Raw genomic sequence first — 24,292 nt, forward strand, 5'->3', positions numbered from 1 at the left:
TTTCATATTTTCATATTTTCAATTTGATAAACTAATTTGACGATCCAACCACCCAGTTGTATGGCGGCAAACACTCAGCAGGCACAGGATTGGCGCCGCTACTGTTTTGCTGGTCGATAATGGCTAACACTTTCTCGGCGATGGGTACCAGTTCTGGATAGGTTTGCGGATAATTTAACATGTTTTGGCAACGTTTTTGTTGATCGTCAGTGGTATAAAACTGTGCCAATAACGACCCCACCGCGCCTTTGTCATCACCCGCTTGCAGTGCCATTGCCGCTGCCAATTCAATCATATACGTATTGGGATATTTGCTGCTATCACGCGGCGTTTGTAGCGCATAAAGCAAAAAAGATTTGCTATAAGGATAGTTGTTTTTAAATAAATAATAAGCAAAATTGGCGACATATTCGCCTTGGTTGGGATTGTATTTCACTGCTTGCGCTTGAAGATAAGCGGCGGCTTTTGGGTCTTTTTTGCGCCAGTAATAGCTTTTTGCTGCTTCATTGAGTTGTTTGGCGAGCGTTTTATTCGTGGGCTGCTGTTTAAAATAGCCCATATCCGCGTTGCGAAAGGCTTCAAGCGAGTATTGCTTTGTCGCATTGATATCTTGGCTGTAACCGAGCTCTTGCAGCTGTTTGAGCGATGGCTCGGCAAACTCACCCACCTTGACGACTTTATCAAAAAACTCGGGGCTAATACCGAGCGTGTCTTGATACAGCTTGGCTACGCTAGTTTGCGACGAGGAAGAAAAAAAGCCACTTTGCTCTTTAAGCGCTTGCGTCATAGTGGCTTTTGCAGTCGGTAGCGATTTGATGATGGTGCTGTAACTATTTTGGCTTTTTGGTTTTTTTTGTGAATTATCATCGGTACTTGCCGCTTTGGTATTATCGGACTGATTGGTAGTGGCGGATTGTGATGTCGTCGGTGTTGAGGCGGATTTTAACCTTGATACGCCATAGCCACCGATTGCCACTAGGGCAGCAATCATCGCTATCAGCCACCCTTTAGAGGGCTTTTTGACAGATACCTCACCGGTAGAAGTAGTATACGGTGGCGTAGTGGGTGTCGTCTCTGTAGTATCAGTGTGATGCGTGGGTGCTGTTCTCGCATCTGTCATTGTATCTAGCATCGTATCTGGCATCGCCATTGAATGAGTCGCCGGTGTTTGGGTCGCGTCATCGACTGCATCCCCTGCATTGACTACATTTGCATTGACTATATTGATGGGTTGGCTCGGTATGCCCCGGTGACTGTTAGCCTGAGTATTGAGCGATTGCTCAAGCCGACGATTATTTGCCAATGTCTCATCACCCATCAAACCGGCCAAAGCCGCGCTTGGCTGATGACTTGGGTGATTTGCGGCAGTGGACGCTACAGAAGCACGGGTGGGCGTGGTTTGCCAGACGCTGGTTGTCGCTGCAGCGATGATTGCGGGCACAGGTGTGACGGGCGTGGTTAACGGGTTATTGGGTACGGTTAAAAACAGACAGCGATGACAGGGTTTACCAACAAAATGAATGTGGCTAGCATCATTGGGATAATTTTCACACACTTTAAACTGGCGGTGTTGAACCAATCCGCGTAGATGGTTTTCCCACTCGGCGGCGCTTGGGCGATCAGTTGGATGGGTGGATAAAAACGCTTTATCAAACATTGCACGGGTTTGGTCATCCCAACACATATGAATGCTGTTTTTTAGCGGGGCAATCTCTGGGTGTGGCTGCAAGCCATAAGCATATAGCCGCTCTTTGATAAATTGGTCGGTGTTGCGATGGGCAGCATTTTTTAATCGGTCTGAGACAGGGATAAAATAAAAAGGATGAATACCATTGTTTAAAATTTTAAACAGCTCAATCGCCAGTACAAAACGGTCGTGTTTTTCATCCAACAAACCAATATCTTTGTGTTCATGGTATTCAGGACTGGTCATTTCAGGTGATATGACAGGACTTGGATAAACGCTGCCATCACTGCCAGTAATACGGTAGCTATCACAGTCGATAAACCCAACGATAAAGCCTTTATAATCATCATCCATGCCCGTGCTTGGCTCTGGCATCAGGCGCATATTGGCTTCTTTAAAATCAATAAAGGCATGCCCATGACCATGTAAATCCGCCATCAAGGCGCTAATATTGGCACACAGCTGCACGCGATAATTGAGACTCTGCTGATACGCGGTCAGTTTTGCTGCCTCTCGTGGGTACATAAAAGGATTGAGCGATAACGACCTATCAAAATCCAGCTCTGGCATGGCATAGCCAATGAGCTCATCATGCTCGCCGACAATCAGATGTCTCACCCAAGCAAACTGGGTATATCCTACCCCATTAATCACTTCATAAATATGCTCAGGCGGGCGCGCCATCATGGCTTGTAGTTTGGCAAGGCTGGGGTTTTTGGGGTCGATGGGATTTTTAAAGATTTTTGCCACCAAATTGCCCGTGCCTAACAGATTACCAAGACGGTAGACAATGCCCATACCGCCAGAGCCGATCTCATGAGAGATAGGCAAATCAATGGTGATACGCTGATTGTTTGCAATTAAATACGGCATGAACTATCTCTTAAGATTGGCAGATGAGGTGGGTAAAGCGGCTAACTCAGTGCTAGCAGTGGCACTCATATGATTTATTGTGTCAGTAATACCCAAATAGTATAGCTGTATTTGCTGATTGCCGCTAGAATCGCTGACCGTGCTAGCAGGCAAACCCGTAGAGGCGGTAGCTGCTTTATGGCTAGTAGAGCTAGTTAAAATTTCTGATAACCCTTTGTCAAGCGTCAGACTATCCAAGATTTCAGTCTTTTTGCTTAACCCAGCTATTTGGCTCGTTATCGATTTGATAGGCAAGCTAATTTGGCAGTTGTAGTAATGCATCGTGGGCTGGATGGTGACCCCTAAACTTGTCAAATCATGGGTATCGGTAACTGGCAAGCAGCTTGCTTTAGCCGCAAGTTTGACAGCATGATTGTTAAATTGTGAGTCGGTCAAAGTAGCCGCCAAAGTAGCCTCAGTCTCGGTATGTTGGTTTTGCAAAGCTGTACTCGCTGCGCCACTGGCAACCGTTGGGTTTTTATTAGCGACCACCGTGGTAACAGTGGCGGATAATAAGGGCAGATTCACCCTATTTTTGTTTTCGTTTTTATTATTGTTTTTAGTTTTAGCGCTGCTTGTTGGTTTGGATTTTTGCTCGATGACACTGATAGAACCACCTTGCGGACTGGCTACTATCACCTTTAGGATGGGATCATCGCTGGGATTGCCACTTTCGGTAAGCGTTGCGGCTTTGCTCAAGTCAATGGCATAGGAATCACCCAGTGCGTGCGCGGTCAGTGGGGGCGTTATAGCCGAGATGGGCGTTGTGCTCGCCACCGATGCCGCAGTATTGGCATTGTTGACAGTTTGCGTGGGGAGCAATCGATCTTTATTTATCCAGCCCAATATGCCTGTGCCAATGAGCATCGCGGCGCCAGCCATCATAGCAGTATTACGCCGCTGTCTGGTTGAGTCACTGACGGACTGCGAAGGGGGCAACGCCTGTGACGTTGTGGCCGCTGGCGTTGCAGGAGCAGTCTGTACAACACTGTCAAAGTGCGGATTTGGGTTAGGCGCTATGTTATTGATGTTATTGGAGGTTATGTCATTAAATGCTACGTCATCAGGCGTGCTAGTGGCGCGGGTATTTTTATGATTGACAGCATCGGCATGCCAAACCGTGGGGTTGTTTGGTGCAGTCGCTATCGTGTCATTTTCTAGGGTGTCATTCGCTAGGGTTTTATTTTGCCCCTCAACCATCGGTTCAAGGCTTTGATAATGCTGTTGATTTTTTAGTAATACCACCAAGGATTTATCATCACCGGTTAATCGATAGGTGGCAGGGTTGCCAAGCGCCTGTTCAATAATCGCGCTGCCCTGCTGTAAGCTTTGACTTTGGGTTAAATTAAATAGCAAGTTACCAAAAAAAGGGCGGTAAATTTTGGGCGTAACACTTGCGCCTTCAAATACCAAGTCCGCACAGCCATCCGACATCAGTGCAAGGCAATCCACTTGCGATAAATCAATGGGCTCAACCCTTAAAAAGGATTGCCAATTGTCTTGGGTGATAAAATGCGTCTCATTGACGTATTCATTCTTGCTATCATCTCCGTACACTTGCAAGTTGGTAAAATAATCAATGTGAGGATGGCGGACAACAAATTGGCTGGTGATAAGAGGACTATCACCGATTTGCACCAATAGTGCTTGATGATTTGAATGAATGAGTAGCCCAGTAAAGGTGGTGTGATAATCTCTTAGGCTCGATTCAGCGGTCAGCTGTGACTGCAGGTCGAGGCGTATTTGTGATAATTGCTCGATAATTTGCTGTTTGACTTGCACCAAATCAAACGCAATGCCGCTGATACTGACACTGTGACTAACACTGAGACCCACACCGAGACTGAGCAGCATTTTTCCAATTGATTGACTAAAAAACGCTGCCCCCGCTTGGCTAAATTTTGCCGAGCCTGCCCCATCACATACCACAGCGACCATACCGTCTTGGGTTTTTTGCAAATAGATACTGTCTTGGTTGGGCAGGTTGCTGTCGATATGGGATTTACCAATACTGGATGCGCCATACACTTGCCAAGATGGTTGGACTGATAATTGCGATGTTGGCGCGAACAAATCCGTGGTTTGGTTCATCATTATCCCCAGTTTTTTTAGGTTTTTTTATTATCATGAGCGTTGCAGGTGATTGTCTTTACCATCAACTTTGAATGGTCGCCCACGGTGAGATGCTCCCTAATTGCACGGTTTCCCCAGGCGCAGATTGTGAGACGGTCTTAAGACTCGCGGACAACCACACAAAAAATTCGACAAACTTAACGGAGTTGAGATGCACAGGGGGGGTTAAAATCGACAGTTGCTTGAGCATCTTAACTTCTTGCACGCCTGCGTCAATGGCAATCGGATAAATAATACATTGATTATTTTGTTCGGCTTGGTGACATTGATTAATAGCCGCCTGCCACATATCTTGGCTGTCGGTGGGCAGACCATCCGTCATGGCAATAACCCAAGGACGGGTATAATTGATACCGTTGTCGCGTAGATTGATACGCTCTTGCTCAATCAAATTGAGCGCAAGTAACATACCTTGTCCGAGCGGCGTCATGCCATTTTCACGAAATTTAATGGGGAAAAAATCAATCGCATCCGTCCAGTCCATCATCAGCTCTGCGGTATCATTGACCCCGCCCACAATGACAATGGCTAAACGCACACGGTTGCGGGCTGTTTCATCTTTCATCAAATCATGATAAAACGCTTCAATCCCTTCATTGAGCATATCGATACGGCGTTTGTCGCCATTGCCTGAGCGTATCGCCATTGAGCCTGACAAATCCAACACCAAAACGCACAGGGTACGCTGGGCAACGTTATTGCCGTAGTCGATTTCTCGAAACTGGGGGGTGGGGGCTTGCGGGATGGATGGCGGCGTAGAATGAGCTGGGTTTTGAAAATTGGGTATGGGGTTGTGGGCGACCATAAAAGATATCCTATTTTTATAAAAATTATTGTAATCGGTATCTCAGCAAAAGCCGATACGAAAAGCAAGGTTTTTTGTGGGGATTTAATTAACAACAGTCAAAAATATTTCTACAATCTTACCAGAAGGGCTTAAATACTCCCCCGCCCCATTAATCATAAGTCATACACCATCACTTATAAATCATAAGTTATAAAAAACCCCTAACAGGCGGTTAAGGGTTTTGATGATTTAAGCTATCTTAGTTTTTTAACAGGCTTATTTAATAAGCCCATGTAATACGCTTAGTCTTTTAACACTTCTGCCATGGCATTGGCTACATAGTCGATATTGCTAGCGTTTAGACCGGCAACCGAGATACGCCCATTAGCGACCATATAGATACCAAAATCTTTGATAATGCGCGCTACTTGCTCAGGGGTGAGACCGGTATAGCTAAACATACCGTTTTGCTTAGTGATATATTCAAAACTGCGACCGGGTAATTTGGCTTCTAAGCTATCGCGCAGTTTTTGGCGCATGTCTTTGATACGATCGCGCATCACATACACTTCTTGTACCCATTCATTGAATAACGCTTCGTCATTCATCACGATATCAACCACGTGACCGCCATGCGAAGGTGGACTTGAGTAAATGCGGCGAATATTAAACTGCAATTGACCTTGTACTGCTTTGGCTTGTGCTTCGTCTTTACACACCACAGATAAACCGCCAACGCGCTCACCATACAGTGATAGATTTTTTGAGAATGAGTTACTGACAAAGAACAACAAGCCCATATCCACTGCTTTGCGAATCGCATAGACATCTGCATCCATGTCTTCACCAAAGCCTTGATAGGCAATATCCATAAAGGCAAGCAAGTTTTTCGCTTTTACCACTTCAAGCACTTTATCCCATTGCGCTTGGGTCAAGTCAACGCCCGTTGGGTTATGACAACAAGGATGCAGCAACACCACATCATGGGCTTGCAAGGTGTTTAAGAAAGCAATGAGTTCATCAAATTTGATGCCATTGGTCGCTGCATCATAATAGGGATATTTGCCCACCGCAAAACCAGACCCTTCAAAGATACCAATATGGTTTGCCCACGTTGGGTCAGACACATAGCATTTGGCTTGTGGAAACCAAGCATGAATAAAATCAGCCCCGACTTTGAGCGCGCCTGAACCACCGATGGTCGCTGTGGTTGCCACACGCTTGTCTTTTAATACTTGTGCGTCTTTACCAAACAATAGGTTTTGGCAAGCGGCGCGATAACCTGGCAGACCGTCCATTGGCAGATAGGGACGGGGTTTTGGTGGATTAGCGATTTGTGCTTCAGCTTTTTGCACACAGTTGAGGACGGGTAATTTACCGTCATTATCAAAATATACACCCACACCCAAATTAACTTTGTCGGCACGTGGGTCTTGTTTATGCTTGTCCATCAACCCCAAAATCGGGTCACCCGCATACGGTTCTACATGTGAAAACATGAATAGCTCCTACATTTAATTGATAAGTTTGACTGCTAAAAAATTTACGCTAACGTGGCATTGCCCAAATATTCAATGTCAACGGATAAGGATAAACCTTGTAACCCAATAAAACAACCGTCACGCCTATTTTTTTGCTGGTCTAAGCGCTTTAATTAGCAAAAATTCAGCCCTGTTAAAGTGTCCTGTTCAATGGGTTAATTGACCCATGCAGTTACATTTTTTCACAGCAGTTATCGCATAAATTGCAAATTTTGCGTGTTATTTACATTTATAACTTATATTTCTATCAACAATATGCGCATAATAATTTCATCAATTCCATGTGTATTTTTGAGGAAACACAATATGATGATGACCGCTATAAAAAAATCCCAAATCGTTGCCGCGTCAGTTGCGGTGATTGCCATGAGTGCCGTGGCAACGCCCAGTAATGCGCGCACCGTTAAAGCCGCCGCTAAGAAAACGACAACGGTAACCACGACCCGCGTGGCGCCAAAAACCACAACGATTGTTAATCAACATATCGATGGCACGAGCGATACGGTGATGGTTCGCCCTAATGGATTTACCATCGTTGACGGTATGCCATTTTACCCGACACAAATTGTCACCACGCCGACTTATCGCACTGTCTCTACGCCTGTCGTCACTACCACAGCCCCTGTGGTAACAACAGCGCCCAGTACAACCGTAGTATCAACATCGAATGTCAATACCACCACCCCAGTGACGGTACAAACAGGCTCAGGCGCGACAGTAACCGTGTCAAAACCTGCCACCGTTGTTTCTACTACCACGACAACCCCCGTGTTGCTACCCGCATCAACGCCTGCGGTAGCGACAATGACCACCGTGCCTGTCACGACCGCACCGGCTATTATCGTTAATCCGTAATTCGTAATTGGTAGTCACTAATTAGTTAATCTACCAAAAGCAAGACGTCACACGTTGTCGTCTTGCTTTTTTTTAACCGTATTTTTAGTCTCTGATAAGGTAAAATACTCATCTTAAGTTTAATTTTGCAACCTATTTTTTATGTTTTTATCCGCTGATATATGAGATATGCAGGGTTTACGCGATGAATTATGTGTCGCCAAAACCTTGTGCCTTGCGCACAAATTCAATGGCTATATTCATCTAAAAACCATTCCGGGTGCGTCTGCTGAGCTGATGCAGGAAGCAGGAAGCAGGATTGTATGCCGATCGCTTAAGCGTCAATGTTGAATCGCAAGCTGCATATTCAGTATTTACCAAAACGCTATTGGAAATATTTGACGGAAAAAATGGGTTAATAGCGGGGCGTACCCTAATTGCCCGCTAACACGCCTCAATAACGCCTCAGTCATTTAATCAAAGTCGTATAACGGTAAAAAGTTATGGCTTTGTTAGGGCTTTAGGGTGTCGAGTAATTTTTGCATGTCTTCGGGCAGGCGTGCTTGCACTTTAATAGGCTCGCCTGTTTTTGGGTGGATAAAGCCAAGCTCATAAGCATGTAGTGCCTGACGCTGGAACTGTTGCACGATGTGTTTTTGGTCGTCATGCAAAGTTTTTAACAATATCGCATTTTTACGAGCTGCACCATAGAGCGGATCTCCGAGCAACGGAAAACCCAAGTTTGATAAGTGTACACGGATTTGGTGGGTACGCCCTGTTTCAAGGCGGACGCTGACCAATGAGACAGCGTCGCTTATCGCTGTGATTTTCTCAAGATGGGTGACAGCGGGTTTGCCACTACCCACCACCGCCATTTTAGTGCGCTGGGTCGGATGGCGACCAATGGGGGCGTCAATGGTGCGATGGCGGGCAAGCTCAGCCGCGGACGCTAACACAATCGCTTGATAAAGCCGGTACACGGATTTGTCTTTAAGCTGATTAATTAGATGCAGTTGGCTTTGACTGTCTTTAGCAATCACCATTAAACCCGATGTTTCTTTATCGATGCGATGTACCAATCCTGCTCTAGGTAGCGTGCGGCTGTCAGGATAATGAAAAAGCAGCGCGTTGACTAGCGTACCTGACCCATTGCCCGCGCCAGGATGGACGACCAAGCCTACGGGCTTATTGATGACCAGCACCGCCTCATCTTCATACAAGATATCAAGTGGGATATTCTCAGGCAAATCTTGCTGTTGAGCGGTCAAACTCGCTTTAAGCACCAACATATCATTGGGCTTAAGACGATATTTGGGTTTTTGCGCTGCGCCGTTTACGGTTAATTCGCCTGACTCAAGCCAATTTTTAATTTGCTCACGCGAATAGTCGCTAAACACCAAGGCAGCAATTTTATCAATGCGCTCCCCTATTTGCTCAGAGTTGACTGTATAATTTTGGACAATTTGATGACTGCCAGCATCGTGGGTCTGCAGATCCTGATGGCTTGGGTGTGGTTGTGACAGGTTTTCCCATTCTTCTTCGAGTTGATTGGTATTGTTTTGAGTCATAGATTCGTTCATAGATTCAATGTTTGATTCGATTGGATTTAAGTTGATCGGATGTGAGGCGATTGGCGTGGTCATAAACAGTTCAGACTTAGGGTATAGGGATTTTCAAAATTAATATGTGCGGATAGGTCACAAAGTATAACGTTTCGTGATAGACTTAGTGAAATTTTTAATACAATATTTTGCATTCAGTTTTGAACAATAAGTATTATGATGGGCAAATATTTTTGCAATAGATTTGAGGTTCGTATGCATCATCTTTCCAAAGTTGTGGGTCTCACCGCAATTACTCTGGCTTTGACCACTTTATCGGGCTGTCAAACGCTAAAAAATTCAAAATTGTTTGGTGGCAAAGACGAAGTCGTCGCGACCAAAGCTGAAAAAAGCGAACAAGGCTACTACCAAGCAGCGACTGACAACATCAAAAAAGGCAACCTTGCTAAAGCAATTAGCCAGTTGAACGATTTACGGACTTTCTATCCTGTGGGTGATTACAGCGAGCAAGCGTTACTTGACTTGATGTATGCGCAGTACCAACATGGTGACTATTTGGATGCGATTGCCAGTGCTGATCGTTTTATCCAGTCTTACCCATCCAACCCGCAAGTTGACTACGCTTACTATGTTCGCGGCATCTCAAATATGCAGGCAGCATCAGGCGGCGTGATGAAGTACACCAAACTTAATCCTGCACACCGTGATATGGGCTATTCGCGCATCGCGTTTAATAACTTTCAGCAACTGATTAATCGCTTCCCCAATAGTGCGTATGCTCCAGATGCTGCGCTACGTATGCGTTATATTTATAACCAATTGTCAGAAAGTGAGATGGATGTAGCGCGCTGGTATATTAAACGCAAAGCCTATGTGGCAGCTGCCAACCGTGCTAAATGGGTATTTCAGTACTACCCACAAAGCGAGGCGATTCCAGAGTCTATTGCTACCATCGCCTATAGCTATGACAAACTGGGAATGACCGATACCGCTAATCAATATAAACAACTCCTTCGTATCAACTACCCTGGTCTGATTGATGCGCGTGGCAACGTCAAACTTGATAATACCCGTACCGGTTCAAACTGGTTAAATAAAGCCACATTGGGCGTGCTCGGTCAAAGCTCACGAAATGCTGCTGTTCAAGGGCTAGCCCAGCAGTCGGGTCAATACTCAGGCAATACCAAGCCACAAGTAATTCAGACCTCAATTCAGCAAGCTGCGGCAATGCGCTTGCCAAGTCCAGCTACCACGGCAAATGATGAAACTCCGACAAGACCACGTGAGACCACAATTGGTTTGGGTCTGCCACCTGACAATACCAGTCAAGTCAAATAATCTATAAACCCTGTTAACATTAGCTAGGTTTATCCTAGCTATTTTTTTTCAATCAGCTAATTTTTAACTGGAAATGCGCTTTTTACCATGAGTAACAATGCCATCATTGATCAAATCATTGCTAATGCCGATATCGTCAAGATTATTGGCAAGCATGTGGAGCTCAAACGTTCGGGCAATGAATTCAAAGGCTGTTGCCCTTTTCATGGAGAAAAAACGCCCTCATTTTTTGTCAATCCGCAAAAAGGGTTATATAACTGTTTTGGCTGTGGTGTCGCCGGCAATGCGCTCACCTTTTTGAAAGAGTACGAAAACCTCACTGCGGGCGAAGCGCTCAAAGAACTGTCCCGTCAAACGGGGATTGAGCTGCCCAAAGAACCTATTAATAAATCACATACCTATAAAAAAACACCCATTCAACCCAAACCTGCTGTATCGCAAGCAAGGGCATCCTCTCATCAAAATCTGGCTCAAAGTTCCACTCAAACCCTCTCTGACTCAGATGTTGCCGAGCGTCCGGCTATTACCAATACAGAGGCTTTGTGGATAGACGCTTTTGATGATTTTCAAACATCTGATAACTTAGATGCGAGCTTTATCCCTTTTGGTGAGTATGATGATGCAAGCGTTGGCGGGTTTTCACCCTTTGATGACTTGGGTAATAGCAGTCCGCAGGATAGTTCATCAAGTTTATACGACTTACTGACCCAAATCTGCCAGTTTTATCAACATCAATTACAGCAAAATAGCTTTGCCCAACATTATTTGCTCAAACGTGGTCTGACGCCGCACACTATCGAAGAATTTGCCTTGGGTTTTGCCCCAAATGGTTGGCAACATCTTGAGGAAGCCTTCCCCCAAGACATCGAAGGTTTAAAAATTTTGGGATTGGTGCGCACTTCGCAAAATGGCCGTGATTTTGATTTGCTGCGCAATCGGGTGATTTTCCCCATCCGCGACCAACAAGGACGCGTGATCGGCTTTGCCGGTCGCACCATGTCTGATGATGAGCATCCCAAGTATATCAACTCTTCAGATTCACCGGTATTTCATAAACAAGCCGTGTTATATGGTCTTTTTGAAGGTCGCAAGGCCAAAGCCAAAGACTGGCTGGTGGTTGAAGGTTATATGGATGTCATAAGCCTTCATCAAGCGGGCGTGTATGGTGCAGTTGCCTCCATGGGAACAGCGCTGGCGCAATCACAAATCGAAAGATTACTGCAATTTAATCCCAGACTTACTTTAAGTTTTGATGGCGATAGTGCAGGACAAAAAGCCGCTTGGCGTGCCATGGAAGTTGGGTTGCCTGCCCTTACTGATGGCAAGGAATTACACTTTTTGACACTGCCAGATAATCATGACCCGGATAGTTATGTCAAAGCGCATGGTTTGTTAGCGATGCAGCAACAAATCGCCCAAGCGGTTCCCCTATCAGCGTATTTGTACTCAAGTCTGACGCGTCAATATCCTACCAATACCCCTGAAAATCGCAGCAAAATTTTGCAGCAGCTCTCTGCGCTGACCCAAAAACTGCCAAAAGGCAGTTATGGCTGGTTGCTGCGTGAAGACATCAAAAACAAAATGGGATTGGGGCGAAAAAACCAAGCACGGCAAGCGCAAGATGCCCTGCTCAATTTTGATAGCGAATTGACGGTACAACTGCATCTGCAGCTGTGTTTTTTGTTTCAACCAGAGCTGTTAGGCAGTCTGGAAAATAACCGCATTAGCCAATCTGTCATCCGCGATATTTATCAGCGCAGCGAAGCGGCTAATGTTTTTAAACCGAAACACCCCTCTACCAAACCGACAGCCCCGATTCGATTGGACGAAAATTTAACGGGTGACACTGAGGGTATCACTCATGCCATGGATACGCCCTGCAAAAACTATGATGAAAGTTGCTGCCTAACTTGGCAAGCCATTGCCGATGAAGAACTATTGAAGTTGATTACTTGGATTCAAACCATTCAATCAAGATTGCAGGATTTTGATAACCCAAAATGGTCAACTTACGAGCGAATCAATGCCAAAGCGCATTTTATACTGGCGGGCTTGACATCAGAGCAGCAAAACAAACTTATCAAACATTGGGCGCGGTTTTTTAAAGAACTCAGTCAGCGCAACATTGATGATATCTCAGACCTGGTGACAGAGTTGGTGGTTCAACTGATGTTAGAAACTCTACAGCGCGAACAAAAAACCCTAAAAGCAGACTTGAAGGCGCTGAGCCTATGTATCAAACACCACCAAGCGATTTTAACTTGGCTTAGAACATGGCTACAGCGCAAAGAGGATTAATTCATCGCGTTTTTATGCCATTTTAATCCGCGCATCATGAAACATATCCATTTCAGGGGCAAGTACTTTCATAAAGCGGTCAAAATATAACAGTTGCTTGGTCAGTAGCGCAAAATCTCTTGGAAAGTGAATGCCATGGCGTTTACCGACTTCCACCATTTCAAGCAACATTTGGTTGATTTCATCAGTATGATCTTTTAATCGGTTTGGCATGGTTTGGTCGATGGTTTTTCCCATAAATAAACTATCTTCCGCCAAGATTTTTTTCATCACTGATTCAAGATCTTGGGCAAGGACATCGACATTGACTTGCTCTCGCGCGTGGGTCATATCCATTTCAACCATATAATGCGCCATGCCGCGATAGTCTTCTTTAGCAAAACTATCCATCATGCCCATACTGGCTTGCCACGCTTTGGGTTCAAGCTTGCCTACAATCCCAAAATCAATAAAGCCAATACGACCATCGGTCAACAACATCAAATTACCTGCATGCAAATCGGCATGAAAACTATTGCACAGCATCAAGCTAGAAAACCACGTGTTTAAAGTATCTGTCATCACCTGTGCGGGGTATTTGCAGTATTGACGCATGGCGGCATCATCAATCATCGACACCCCAAAGAACCGGGTCATGACAAGTACTTTTTTGGTACTGATATCATGATAAACATCGGGCGCGACTACTTTATGATTGTCTGTTTTTTTTAAAAAATCTTGGAAATCATCAATGTTTTTGGCTTCTTGTAAGAAGTCTGTTTCTGCTGCCATGCGCAAACGGATTTCATCAATAATGGGTGAAATACTGGCAAATTTTAGCGACGGTGCGATACTATCAATCAGTTTAGTCAACCCAACCATCATGCCTAAATCGGTTTGAATGATGGTATCTACTTCAGGTTTTTGCACTTTTAACACCACATTATCGCCATTTTTTAAAATAGCACTGTGAACTTGGGCGATGGATGCAGACGCTAACGGTTTGACCTCAATACTTTGAAAAATATCTTCCAATGTCTGCCCATCTTTTTCCAGTTCCTCTCTTAAGACACCTTCAATATAGCTATAAGGCATGGGCGTGGTTTGATCCAGACAGCCTTGAAATACTGTCACATATTCGCGGGGAAAGATGGACGGGGTACTGGCAATAAACTGACCGATTTTGATATAGGTAGTACCCAACTCTTCAAAGCTTTGGCGCAGCAGCGTTGGGGTCATTTTTTCACCTTGGGTGATGCGCAGCCCTGCTTTGCCAGCCACGGTTGCCGTCTTCCCGACCCGCTGAATGACATTTAAGGATTTTTTCAAAAAGTGATTTTTTTGCATGATTAACTCTAGTTTACATTACGTCTGTGATAGCCGATGGTTGGCTACAAATCTCGCAGTTCGCGTCTTTACGATAGTGAAGTTTTTTAAGATTCATGGTTTTGCCGTTCCATAGCAATAACGTTTGCGCTATAGGATTGATACCGAGTCCCAAAAAACTCAAAGCCGCTTGGGCTTGAAGGTTGCCGATAATTTGGGTAGTACTAGCAAGCACGCCGCTAGTGGCACACGTTCGCTCGTCATCCCCTGCCCCTTGAAATAAGCAATGATAGCAACCCTGCTGTGGCGTAAATAATGCCAGTTGCCCGGTTTGCGCAATGGCAGAGGCTGATAATAGTGACAAATTTGACTTGACAGCGATGGTATTAATGAGGTCTCGTGCTTTGAAGTTATCTGTGCAATCACAGATTAATTTGCTTAGGCTATTTATTTTCGCTTGTTCAACCATTTGTTGATAATTATCGGCTGTTAAACGTGCTTGTATGGCGATAACATCACAAAATGCATTGATTTCATGTAATTTAGCTTTGGCTACCAGCGCTTTAGATTGACTGATATCGTTAGGGGTAAACAACGACTGCCGCTGCAGATTGCTCTCATCAATCGTATCATCGTCAATAATAAGCATTTTGCCAATGCCAGCACGGCACAAGGTCTCTGCAAGTGGGCAGCCTAGCCCGCCCATGCCAATAATAATCGCACAGCTATTTTTTAGCCGCGTTTGTGCTTCTATATCCCACCCTTCTAGCAATATTTGGCGGGCATAGCGTAGCATTTCTGCATCGGTTAATTCTGTTTGTTCTGACATAGTTGTTAAATTTCACATATTTACTTAGGCTATTTTAGCCCATTAATTTAGTACACTAATTTAGTACACCCAGCGTTACTCGGTCATTGTGCCCATAGTCTTTGACGGTGATTACATCGCCAAAGCCATTTGACAAAAACACGCCCCTAACCTGTTCGCCCTGATCATACCCATGTTCAATTGCTAATAACCCATGAGGCTGTAAAAATTGTGGCGCAGTTTTGACAATATGACAGATATCCGCCATACCCTTATTATCCGCGATTAGCGCGCTAATAGGCTCATCGGTTAAGCCTGCCAAGTGGGGATCGTTGGGATCGATATAAGGCGGATTAGACACGATGATATCAAATTTGTTGTTTTCGTCTGCTTGGGCTGTCATAAAGGGTTCATACCAACTGCCTTCAAAAAACGTGATATTACTAACCCCTATTCTCTTCGCATTTTGTGCTGCCACCTTCAGTGCATCAAGCGATTTATCTACTGCTTTAACGGATGAATTTCTAAATTCCTCTGCCAGCGTGATGGCAATACAACCTGACCCAGTGCCTAAATCTAAAATATTCATTGATTTGCTTAGGCTATTTTTATGGTGATTAAGCACTGCTTCTATCAACCGCTCGGTATCAGGACGCGGTATTAAAGTATGCTGATTGACTAAAAACTCATGCTGCCAAAAACTTTGTTTACCTAGTACATAAGCGAATGGTTTACCGGCTATCAACTCATCTAGCGCTGCAAAATATTGAGTAGCTATTGCTGCAGTTACCATTTCGCTATCATGAGTAATCAGATAAGTCTGCCCTACATGAAGATACTCACCCAGTAACTGTTTGCGGAGGTGTTTTTCAACCGTGCTTGGTACAGCCAACAATGATTGAATAGTGTAAGATGATACTGGATTATTCATGGGTGATGTTATCGCTTCTTGTCGCATCTTGGCTCATCACATGCTTATCTACCATATAAATCAACAACAGCACAGGAATGCCAATCAGTGCAGTAAAGGTGAAGAAAGCAGGATACCCCATGGTTTCTACCATCGCACCTGAGTAGCCACCTAAAATCTTTGGTGTTAACGTCATCAATGAACTAAGCAGTGCATACTGTACCATGCTAAAGCGAATATTGGTCAATACCGATAAAAAGGCGACGAAGATAGCACTTGCTAGACCTGATGCGAGATTATCAAACATCACCGCTGAGTACATGTAAAAAAAATCATGTCCCTTGCCCGCTAAAATCACAAACAATAAATTACTGGCTGAAGCTAAAATAGCACCAATCAACATAGCGTTCATGATTTTAAAACGCTCGGCAAGCAAGCCGCCTAGAATACCACCTACAATTGACATCCCCATACCAAAGGTTTTGACCGCCAAGGCGATATCGGTTTTGCTAAAGCCTAAATTAACATAAAACAAGTTTGACGTCGTACCTGCCACAATATCTGAAATACGATACAAGCCTATCAATAAAATCAGCCATACGGCTTTTTTCCCGTAACGAATGAAAAAGTCTTGAATCGGCGCGACCCACATGTCAACCGCGACTTGCTTTTTGATGATTTTGGCTTTTAATAACACTAACGCGGTGCCAATGGCGATAACAACAGCGCCAATAAATTTAATACTCTCATAAACAAAGCCCAAAAATTTTGACTCAGTCTCTGGAAGCACATGACCGATGACAATAAAACTGGCAATCAGCGCAATCACTGAAATTAAAAATAGTAAAAACAGTTGAAAATAATCCGACATCGGGCGTTCATGCTGCTCACGGGTGACGGTGGGTTCTTTAATCAAAAGGGTGGTGACAACCCCTATGAGCATCAAGGATGCCATAATATAATAGGTTTGTTGCCAAGCAGCGTAGTTGTAAGTGGCTTTGGTCGAGCCAAAATATTCTGCCAAGAACAGCGCTCCCGCCCCTGCGACAATCAGACCGATTCGGTAGCCTGCCATAAACATACCAGAGAGTACGGGCTGCATAGATTTTTCAGTAATTTCAATGCGATAAGCATCAATCACAATGTCTTGTGTCGCCGCTGAAAAACCTAACAACACGGCAAAAAATGCCATGTAATCAAGTACAACATCACTGGTGGGATTGAAACTACCAAGCATAAAAATTGCAAAGGCAACCACAATTTGTGCCACAACTAGCCAACTACGGCGTTGGCCTAGCATTTTGGTTAACAGTGGAATCGGCACGGCATTGACGAGGGGCGACCAAACAAACTTAAACGAGTACCCCAGCATCGCCCAACTAAACATGGTGATAATTTTGATATCAAACCCTGCTTCTTTGAGCCAAATTGACAAACTAGAAAATATCAATAGATAAGGCAACCCTGAAGAAAAACCCAATAGCAACATCACCCAAGCGCGCTTGTCCATATAGGCTTTGATGGCTTCGCCCCAAGACTTTTTTGTGCCTGTTGAGCTTTCGCTGGGTAGCGCCGCTTGGTCGTTTGACACAGGTTGTTTTGATATTTGCATGTTACCTCTCACTGATCACGCACGATTTACCACAAAACTTCATTAAAATCTTGCTATTGTAGCGGTTTTCTAGGTGTAGACAAACTAAAATTATTATAGATGTCTGAAACGTTGATATCTGAAACAAGGTGGCAATACAACTGAATCAATAACTGAGTCAATGTCTGTATACTTGTCACATTAATCAATTCCTTAAATTTTAGGCCTATTAAATAGGCCTGACTTAAGCAGCTAGGTTTTGAACCTGCTATTTTATGGTAATATGCTATACTTGACACCCTGCGATGACTTTCAACCTTTTTGTTAGCAGCTTTGAGGCAAATTATGCAATACCCGATTGCTATCTATCAGCAAAATAATGCCTATCATGTCACGGTACCTGATATTGAAAGCATATCTGTAGTCGATAGTAGCATGGCAGGCGCAGTGTCTAATACACGTATGGCGGTGATGAGCCATTTATATCACCTAATTGAAGAAGATTTACCGATTCCTGAGCCCTCGTCTGTCACCGAGCATTTGATAAAACCTAAATACGCAGGCTATACTTGGGCCATCGTGAGTGTTGAGTTATCACGAATTATGGGAAAAACCGTCGAAGTCACTTTACAGTTACCCAGCCAGCTTATTTCTCAAGCCACTGAGCAATTTGCTGACGAGTCACTTGATAAAATCGTGTTAATGGCATTAAAAAGCTATGTAAAAAATCAGTCTAATGGCTAATTTTGTTAATATTTAAGTTCAACCAAGCTCATAAAGCGAGCATTTTTATTTCGTTTTTTTATTAAGGTCATTTTATGGCAATCAATGTTGTCATCAATCAACGTTATTTACAAATCCAACTCAAACAACTTGAAACCGTTTGGCAGACTGTGATTAATAATTACAATCTAAGCCAAGCTGCCAAAGTATTACACACCAGTCAATCCAGTCTTAGTAAGCATATTGCCGCGCTCGAAAGTCAGCTTCGAGCAGAAGTTTTTGTGCGGCAGGGTAAGCGATTGGTGGGTCTCTCTCCTATCGGGGAGCTGCTACTGCCGCATATTGAGAAAATCTTTGTGGAAGTAAGGTCGATTGAAAATTTAACTTTAGATTTTCAAAATCCCCATCAGGGTGAGTTGTCAATTGCCACGACCCATACCCAAGCACGTTATGTGTTGCCTTGGGTGGTACAGCGCTTTAAACAACAATTTCCCAATGTCCATCTGATTTTACATCAAGCTGACCCCGAGTCGATTGCCAATATGGTGGCACAAGGTCAAGCTGACATTGGCATCGCAACTGAATCGCTGCTTGCGCACGATAATCTACACTGTATTCGCTATTATGATTGGTATCATCATGTTATTGTGCCAGTGGGACATGAGCTTGAGAGTCGCACTGAGATTGATATCCAAACCTTAGCGAAATATCCGATTATCACTTATCACGGCGGTTTTACGGGCCGTGGTGCGATTGATAGAGCCTTTAGCGCGGCACAGCTGACGCCTAATATTGTACTTACTGCTTTGGATGCCGATGTGATTAGTACCTATGTCGGTATTGGTATGGGCGTGGGCACGATTGCTGAAATGGCATTTGAAGGTCAGAATTATCGCAATCTTGTCAAAATTCCAACGAAGATTTTTGGAAAACATGTGACGTGGATAGCCACCCGTGTCGATGGCGATATCCGTAATTTTGGCAAAGCTTTCATTGATATTTGTCAGCAACAATTTGGGTGATTGATTTTTTTGGATTCGCCATTATAAAGGGACTACTATTCTTTTTATGATGACTATAATGATGACCAAACAAATCCCTATTTCATTTTTAGACCTTGTTCCTGTACCTGAAGGGAGTGACGCTAAAAACGCGCTTAAGCAAGCGGTGACTGTTGCCCAAACTGCCGAACAAGTAGGTTTTAACCGCTATTGGCTGGCTGAGCACCACAACATGCGCGGCATTGCCAGTACTGCAACCAGTGTGTTGCTAGCTCACATTGGCGCTCACACCTCAACGATTCGAATTGGCTCGGGTGGTATCATGTTGCCTAACCATGCGCCGTTAGTGGTCGCAGAACAGTTTGGTACGTTAGCCACTTTGTATGGCGAACGTATCGATCTTGGCGTCGGCCGTGCCCCTGGTACGGATGGAGCAACCTTCCGTGCCTTGCGCCGCACCATGAATGATGCCGAAAACTTCCCGCAAGATGTGCAAGAGCTGATGCATTATTTTGACCCGCTCGATGGTCAGACAGTGACTGCTATGCCGGCTAATGGCTTAAATGTGCCTGTTTGGATTTTAGGGTCGTCCTTATTTGGCGCCAGTCTCGCTGCTGCATTAGGGTTGCCTTATGTATTTGCGTCTCATTTTGCCCCGCAGATGTTATCGCAAGCGGTGACATTGTACCGTGAGAATTTCAAGCCTTCTCGCTACTTACAACAACCTTATGTGATGGTAGCGAGTAATTTGCTCTTAGCAGAAACCGATGAGGAAGCCGCTTACCAATTTACCTCAGCGCAGCAAAGTTTTGTCAATTTGCGCCGTGGTAAACCCTCACAAATGCCAAAACCAATTGAGAATATTGATGCTTTTTGGACATCTGCAGAGAAATACATGGTTGAATCGTCGTTGGCAATCTCGTTTGTCGGTACACCTGACAGTGTCAAACCAAAACTTGACCATTTCCTTGAGACTATCCGCCCTGATGAATTGATTGTCACTTGTAATATTTATGACCAACAAGCCCGCCTCAACTCATTATCTTTGGTGAAATCGCTTGAATTATTTAGCTTAAACAGCTAATCAAAACCATAAAAACGCAAACCATAAAAAAGCCCAAGATTAACTTGGGCTTTTTTATTATTTCAATAATTCTGATAACGTCAAATCATTGAGCCGATCCAAATCTTCTTGCGTGTCTACACCGGGCGGCAACAACTCTGAAGCAGTATCAATGGCGATACGCATGCCTTGCTCCAAAATACGCAATTGCTCCAATGATTCAAGCTGCTCTAGCTCGCCTTGCTGCCAAACACTAAATTGTTGTAACAAACTGACCCGATAAGCATAAATGCCTAGGTGTCGGTAAGCGTTTTTTGGCGCGCTATTTTCATCACTGATTGGCTGTTCGGTCAACAATGCTGTATGGCGATCGCAAGGAATCGGCGCTCGGCTAAAATATAAGGCTTCCTTGTGGGCATTTTTGACGACTTTGACCACCGATGGCCGTAAAAACTCTTCAACGCTTTGGATGGGTTCAGCCAAAGTCGCCATCACGCAATCTTTTTTTTGTAGCAGAAGCTCAGTCACTTGTTTGATGAGTCCTGCAGGCACGAGTGGTTCATCGCCTTGCATATTAATGACGATATCTTCAGTTGACCACTGCTGAAGTCTAGCTACTTCAGCAAGCCTATCAGTGCCAGACGCATGATTGGGGTCAGTCATGATGACAGCTGCCCCATAGTCTTGACACAGTTTAGCGATGCTATCATCATCTGTTGCCACAAAAATATCATCGGCAATTCCCGCCGATTTCACCGCATTGGCACGATCAATCACCCATAGAATCATCGGCTTACCATGAATTTCTAACAGTGGTTTGTTGGGTAGTCGGGTACTTTTTAGACGGGCTGGTATGACCAAATGTTTTAACATATTGTATTTCCTACAAATTTTTTAATTGTCAGCATTGTCAGCATTGTCAGCAAGGGTAACCAATCCACCGATTTGTCGGTCGATTAACGCATAAAAGGCGGGTGATAATTCAGCTTCTACTGGTAACACCCAGATGTTTGTTGCAATGTCATTTTTCTCATGACCTTGGGCGAACATGACACGCAATTTGACCGCATCCTTATCAGTGACGATAATCGGTAACTTTGGCAAGTTGGCAAAATCTTGCAAACTATAAGTGTGATGGTCATTCAATGGCATCGGTATGATGTCAAACCCTAATTGGCTTAGGCTATTAAAAAAACGCTGCGGCAATCCAATCCCCGTCATGGCAATCACTTGTTGGGCAGGTAAGCTATTTTGCGAATAGGTTTTAAATAAAGGCGCTTTAAATAAAGGTACTAGCGGTTTTTGTAGCAAACGCATACGAACATCGGGTGATAGGCTATGGTAATTTTTGCTTAGGCTATTTGAAAAATGGGTTAAAGCCTGAGTATCCTGCCAATCACTTTGGTGAAATATGACGGTGGTATTGGGCTGATACAGGCGTTTAATCGGTTCGCGTAGAAAGCCTGTGGGCAATAGCTGGCGGTTACCAAAGCCGCGATCGGCATCGACGACAATCCAGTTTTCATCCCTATCCAAGGCAAAATGTTGCAGTCCATCATCCGCCAAAATAAGTTGAATGCTTGGGAATTGCTCAAGCAATAACTCAATTGCCTGCCCACGGTTTGGACAGACTGCCATTGGCACACCTGTACGCTGCACAATCAGACACGGCTCATCACCAACGTCACTGGGCTTTGAATTTGCTGTCACGATACAGGGCATCAGCTTGGGTTGTCCGCCGTAGCCACGACTAATGACGCCGACTGTCAGCCCTTTTTGCTGTAGGTAAGTTACCACCGCAATGATTAGCGGCGTTTTACCGCTACCGCCAACCGTGATATTGCCCACTACAATGACGGGCACGTTGGGATAATAAACGGGTTTTAGCCCTAATCGATAAATAGTTTTATTGAGCCAAAAAACCAATCCATATAACCAAGACACGGGCAATAACAACCATAGCCAGAGAGATTTGTTGCGCCACGCCTGTAGTAGTGTATGTTGCATTAGCTTGACAATATATCCTCTTCAAAATGACGCTCATACAACTTGGCATACGTACCTTGCGCGGCTAGCAAACTGTCGTGGGTACCGACTTCAATAATTTCACCTTTATCCATGACCACGATTTTATCGGCATTTTGGATTGTCGTTAATCGGTGCGCGATAACGATGGTGGTTCTCCCATGCATGACGCGCTCCAGCGCTTTTTGGATATAAAATTCTGATTCGTTATCTAGCGCGCTCGTGGCTTCATCCAAAATCAAGATAGGCGCATCCTTTAGCAAAGCACGTGCAATAGATAAGCGTTGGCGTTGTCCGCCAGATAACTGCAGACCCTGTGAACCTATCTTTGATTGGTAACCCTGCGGCAATTGCATGATAAAATCGTGCGCAAAGGCTGATTTTGCGGCATCAATCACTTGCTCCGAAGTTCGGTTAGATAATTCGCCATAGGCGATATTGTTGTGGATAGAGGTATCAAACAGCACCACTTGTTGGTTGACACTGGCAATCTGACTACGCAGTGAATGTAATGTCAAATCTTCGATAGCGACATCGTCAAGATAAATATTGCCCGCTGTAGGCTCTAGCGCGCGCATCAGACAGTTGACTAGGGTAGTTTTACCTGCGCCACTTCGACCGATTAACGCCACCGTTTCACCGGGATTGACCACCAAATTTACGTTGTTGAGCGCTTGTTTGCCATCCTCAAAAGTGACGCTTAGGTTGTTAAGTACTATTTTACCACTCAGGGTTTTTTCAACCTTGCCTGTGTCTTTTTCTTCGGCTTCATCGAGCATTTCAAATATAGAATCCGCCGCCGCCAAACCTTTTTGCAAGCCTTGGTTGATATCGGTCAACGAGCGCACGGGTTTGCTCAATAGCCCTGCGGCACTGATATAAGCGATAAACTCACCTGCGGTGGTGTCACCTAATACATTGGGTCTTAACGCAATCCATACCACCACCCCCATCGCGCACGCCATCAATAATTGAATTAATGGGGTATTGATGCTATTGGTCACCACCACCTTTAGCCCTTGTTTAAGATTGGTTAAAGAGGCGTTATTAAACCTTGTCAATTCATTTTGCTGACCACCATAATTTTTGACCACTTGGTAGCCTGTGATGACTTCATTGGTAATATGACTGACCTCGCCCATGGACTTTTGAATACCGCGCGACAGGTTACGAAAGCGTTTACTGGCTTTACCGACTAACAATAAAATCGGCGGCAATACCACAAACAACGACAGGCTTAATTTCCAATTACTGTAAAGCAAAAACGCCAACAACCCAATCACGGTCAAACCATCGCGTAACAAGGTTTTGAGCGTATCGGTACCCGCCGCAGTCACCTGTTCGACATCAAAAATTAATTTTGCAGAAATCTGACCGGCATTGTGGTTAAGATAAAATTGGCTAGGTAATCTGAGCAATTTTGAAAACACTTGCATACGCAGCTGATAGACGACATTGCGTGAAATCACTGCGCTAAAGTAATTACCCAAAAATGAGCTAAGTCCTCGCAGTACAAACAACAACACAATTAAGGCTGGAAAAAGATTGATATGGGCTTGATCACGTTCATTAATCGCATCAATAATGAATTTAACCAGCTTGGCAATGCCCACTTCGGTGCCTGCATTTAAGGTAAAGCCAATGACGACCAGCGTCATCGCCCACCAATACGGCTTGAGATAACCTAGCAATCTTCGATAGGTCTGCCAACGTGGGTGAGCATTGAAAGGGTTTGAAACGGTCATGGCATCTCAATATATAAAAGAACGACTTA

18 protein-coding genes and 1 pseudogene are annotated in these 24,292 nt (G+C 44.4%); 7 read left to right on the forward strand and 12 right to left on the reverse strand.

The window, feature by feature from the left end:
- Positions 1-31: 31 nt before the first annotated feature.
- The 4 genes from RT084_RS05865 to RT084_RS05880 all read right to left on the reverse strand — a co-directional run bounded on the left by RT084_RS05865 (position 32) and on the right by RT084_RS05880 (position 7,018).
- Entirely contained in the window at positions 32-2,560 is a 2,529-nt protein-coding gene (locus RT084_RS05865) for a hypothetical protein (protein ID WP_313098050.1), read from the reverse strand.
- Positions 2,561-2,563: 3 nt separating this feature from the next.
- Entirely contained in the window at positions 2,564-4,690 is a 2,127-nt protein-coding gene (locus RT084_RS05870) for a PP2C family serine/threonine-protein phosphatase (protein WP_313098054.1), read from the reverse strand.
- 64 nt (positions 4,691-4,754) lie between these two features.
- Positions 4,755-5,537, reverse strand: a complete 783-nt coding sequence (locus RT084_RS05875; protein ID WP_313098059.1) for a vWA domain-containing protein — start codon at positions 5,535-5,537, stop codon at positions 4,755-4,757.
- 284 nt (positions 5,538-5,821) lie between these two features.
- Entirely contained in the window at positions 5,822-7,018 is a 1,197-nt protein-coding gene (locus RT084_RS05880; protein WP_076776244.1) for an amino acid aminotransferase, read from the reverse strand.
- A gap of 348 nt (positions 7,019-7,366) precedes the next feature.
- On the opposite strand from RT084_RS05880, the gene RT084_RS05885 reads away from it, so the two are divergent.
- Both RT084_RS05885 and RT084_RS05890 read left to right on the forward strand, forming a co-directional pair.
- Entirely contained in the window at positions 7,367-7,915 is a 549-nt protein-coding gene (locus tag RT084_RS05885) for a hypothetical protein (protein ID WP_313098062.1), read from the forward strand.
- Positions 7,916-8,104: 189 nt separating this feature from the next.
- Positions 8,105-8,246, forward strand: a pseudogene (locus RT084_RS05890) (putative DNA modification/repair radical SAM protein); the annotation flags it as partial.
- A gap of 160 nt (positions 8,247-8,406) precedes the next feature.
- Here the strand turns inward: RT084_RS05890 and RT084_RS05895 are convergent.
- Complete coding sequence (locus RT084_RS05895) at positions 8,407-9,462, reverse strand: RluA family pseudouridine synthase (protein ID WP_286130689.1); 1,056 nt, start codon at positions 9,460-9,462, stop codon at positions 8,407-8,409.
- A 249-nt stretch (positions 9,463-9,711) separates the two neighbouring features.
- Between RT084_RS05895 and RT084_RS05900 the strand changes: the two genes are divergently transcribed.
- Both RT084_RS05900 and RT084_RS05905 read left to right on the forward strand, forming a co-directional pair.
- Positions 9,712-10,794: an outer membrane protein assembly factor BamD gene (locus tag RT084_RS05900; protein ID WP_312385784.1), complete on the forward strand. Its 1,083-nt coding sequence runs from the start codon at positions 9,712-9,714 to the stop codon at positions 10,792-10,794.
- Between the two features lie 87 nt (positions 10,795-10,881).
- Positions 10,882-13,092 carry a DNA primase gene (locus RT084_RS05905; RefSeq protein ID WP_312385786.1) on the forward strand — a complete coding sequence of 737 codons (2,211 nt, stop codon included), beginning with the start codon at positions 10,882-10,884 and terminating at the stop codon, positions 13,090-13,092.
- A gap of 12 nt (positions 13,093-13,104) precedes the next feature.
- Here the strand turns inward: RT084_RS05905 and RT084_RS05910 are convergent, their stop codons facing one another.
- The 4 genes from RT084_RS05910 to RT084_RS05925 are packed head-to-tail and all read right to left on the reverse strand — an operon-like array spanning position 13,105 to position 17,727.
- The gene (locus RT084_RS05910) at positions 13,105-14,418 is read right to left on the reverse strand and encodes an ABC1 kinase family protein (protein WP_312385787.1); all 1,314 of its coding nucleotides are present in this window, start codon (positions 14,416-14,418) and stop codon (positions 13,105-13,107) included.
- Positions 14,419-14,431: 13 nt separating this feature from the next.
- Positions 14,432-15,226, reverse strand: coding sequence for a HesA/MoeB/ThiF family protein (locus RT084_RS05915; protein WP_312385789.1), 795 nt, complete (start codon positions 15,224-15,226; stop codon positions 14,432-14,434).
- A 55-nt stretch (positions 15,227-15,281) separates the two neighbouring features.
- Complete coding sequence (gene prmC / locus RT084_RS05920) at positions 15,282-16,136, reverse strand: peptide chain release factor N(5)-glutamine methyltransferase (protein ID WP_313098068.1); 855 nt, start codon at positions 16,134-16,136, stop codon at positions 15,282-15,284.
- Positions 16,129-17,727 carry an AmpG family muropeptide MFS transporter gene (locus tag RT084_RS05925; RefSeq protein ID WP_313098071.1) on the reverse strand — a complete coding sequence of 533 codons (1,599 nt, stop codon included), beginning with the start codon at positions 17,725-17,727 and terminating at the stop codon, positions 16,129-16,131. The genes prmC and RT084_RS05925 overlap by 8 nt, the downstream gene beginning before the upstream one ends.
- 324 nt (positions 17,728-18,051) lie before the next feature.
- On the opposite strand from RT084_RS05925, the gene RT084_RS05930 reads away from it, so the two are divergent.
- From RT084_RS05930 to RT084_RS05940, 3 genes are all read left to right on the forward strand, one after another.
- Entirely contained in the window at positions 18,052-18,450 is a 399-nt protein-coding gene (locus tag RT084_RS05930) for a type II toxin-antitoxin system HicB family antitoxin (protein ID WP_312275622.1), read from the forward strand.
- Positions 18,451-18,524: 74 nt separating this feature from the next.
- Positions 18,525-19,451, forward strand: a complete 927-nt coding sequence (locus RT084_RS05935) for a LysR substrate-binding domain-containing protein (RefSeq protein ID WP_219331270.1) — start codon at positions 18,525-18,527, stop codon at positions 19,449-19,451.
- 61 nt (positions 19,452-19,512) lie between these two features.
- Positions 19,513-20,514, forward strand: coding sequence for an LLM class flavin-dependent oxidoreductase (locus tag RT084_RS05940; RefSeq protein WP_409418438.1), 1,002 nt, complete (start codon positions 19,513-19,515; stop codon positions 20,512-20,514).
- 57 nt (positions 20,515-20,571) lie between these two features.
- On the opposite strand, the gene kdsB is transcribed toward RT084_RS05940, so the two are convergent.
- From kdsB to msbA, 3 genes are read right to left on the reverse strand one after another with little or no spacing between them, the layout of a single operon-like run.
- On the reverse strand, positions 20,572-21,366 hold the full coding sequence (gene kdsB, locus RT084_RS05945) for a 3-deoxy-manno-octulosonate cytidylyltransferase (RefSeq protein ID WP_312385795.1): 795 nt from the start codon (positions 21,364-21,366) through the stop codon (positions 20,572-20,574).
- Positions 21,367-21,387: 21 nt separating this feature from the next.
- Positions 21,388-22,500: a tetraacyldisaccharide 4'-kinase gene (lpxK, locus tag RT084_RS05950; RefSeq protein WP_312385796.1), complete on the reverse strand. Its 1,113-nt coding sequence runs from the start codon at positions 22,498-22,500 to the stop codon at positions 21,388-21,390.
- On the reverse strand, positions 22,500-24,263 hold the full coding sequence (gene msbA / locus RT084_RS05955) for a lipid A export permease/ATP-binding protein MsbA (RefSeq protein WP_096488918.1): 1,764 nt from the start codon (positions 24,261-24,263) through the stop codon (positions 22,500-22,502). Before msbA ends, lpxK begins: the two co-directional genes overlap by 1 nt.
- Positions 24,264-24,292 lie beyond the last annotated feature (29 nt).

The sequence above is a fragment of the Moraxella sp. CTOTU48717 genome (assembly GCF_032057165.1).
Lineage (GTDB): Bacteria > Pseudomonadota > Gammaproteobacteria > Pseudomonadales > Moraxellaceae > Faucicola > Faucicola tetraodonis.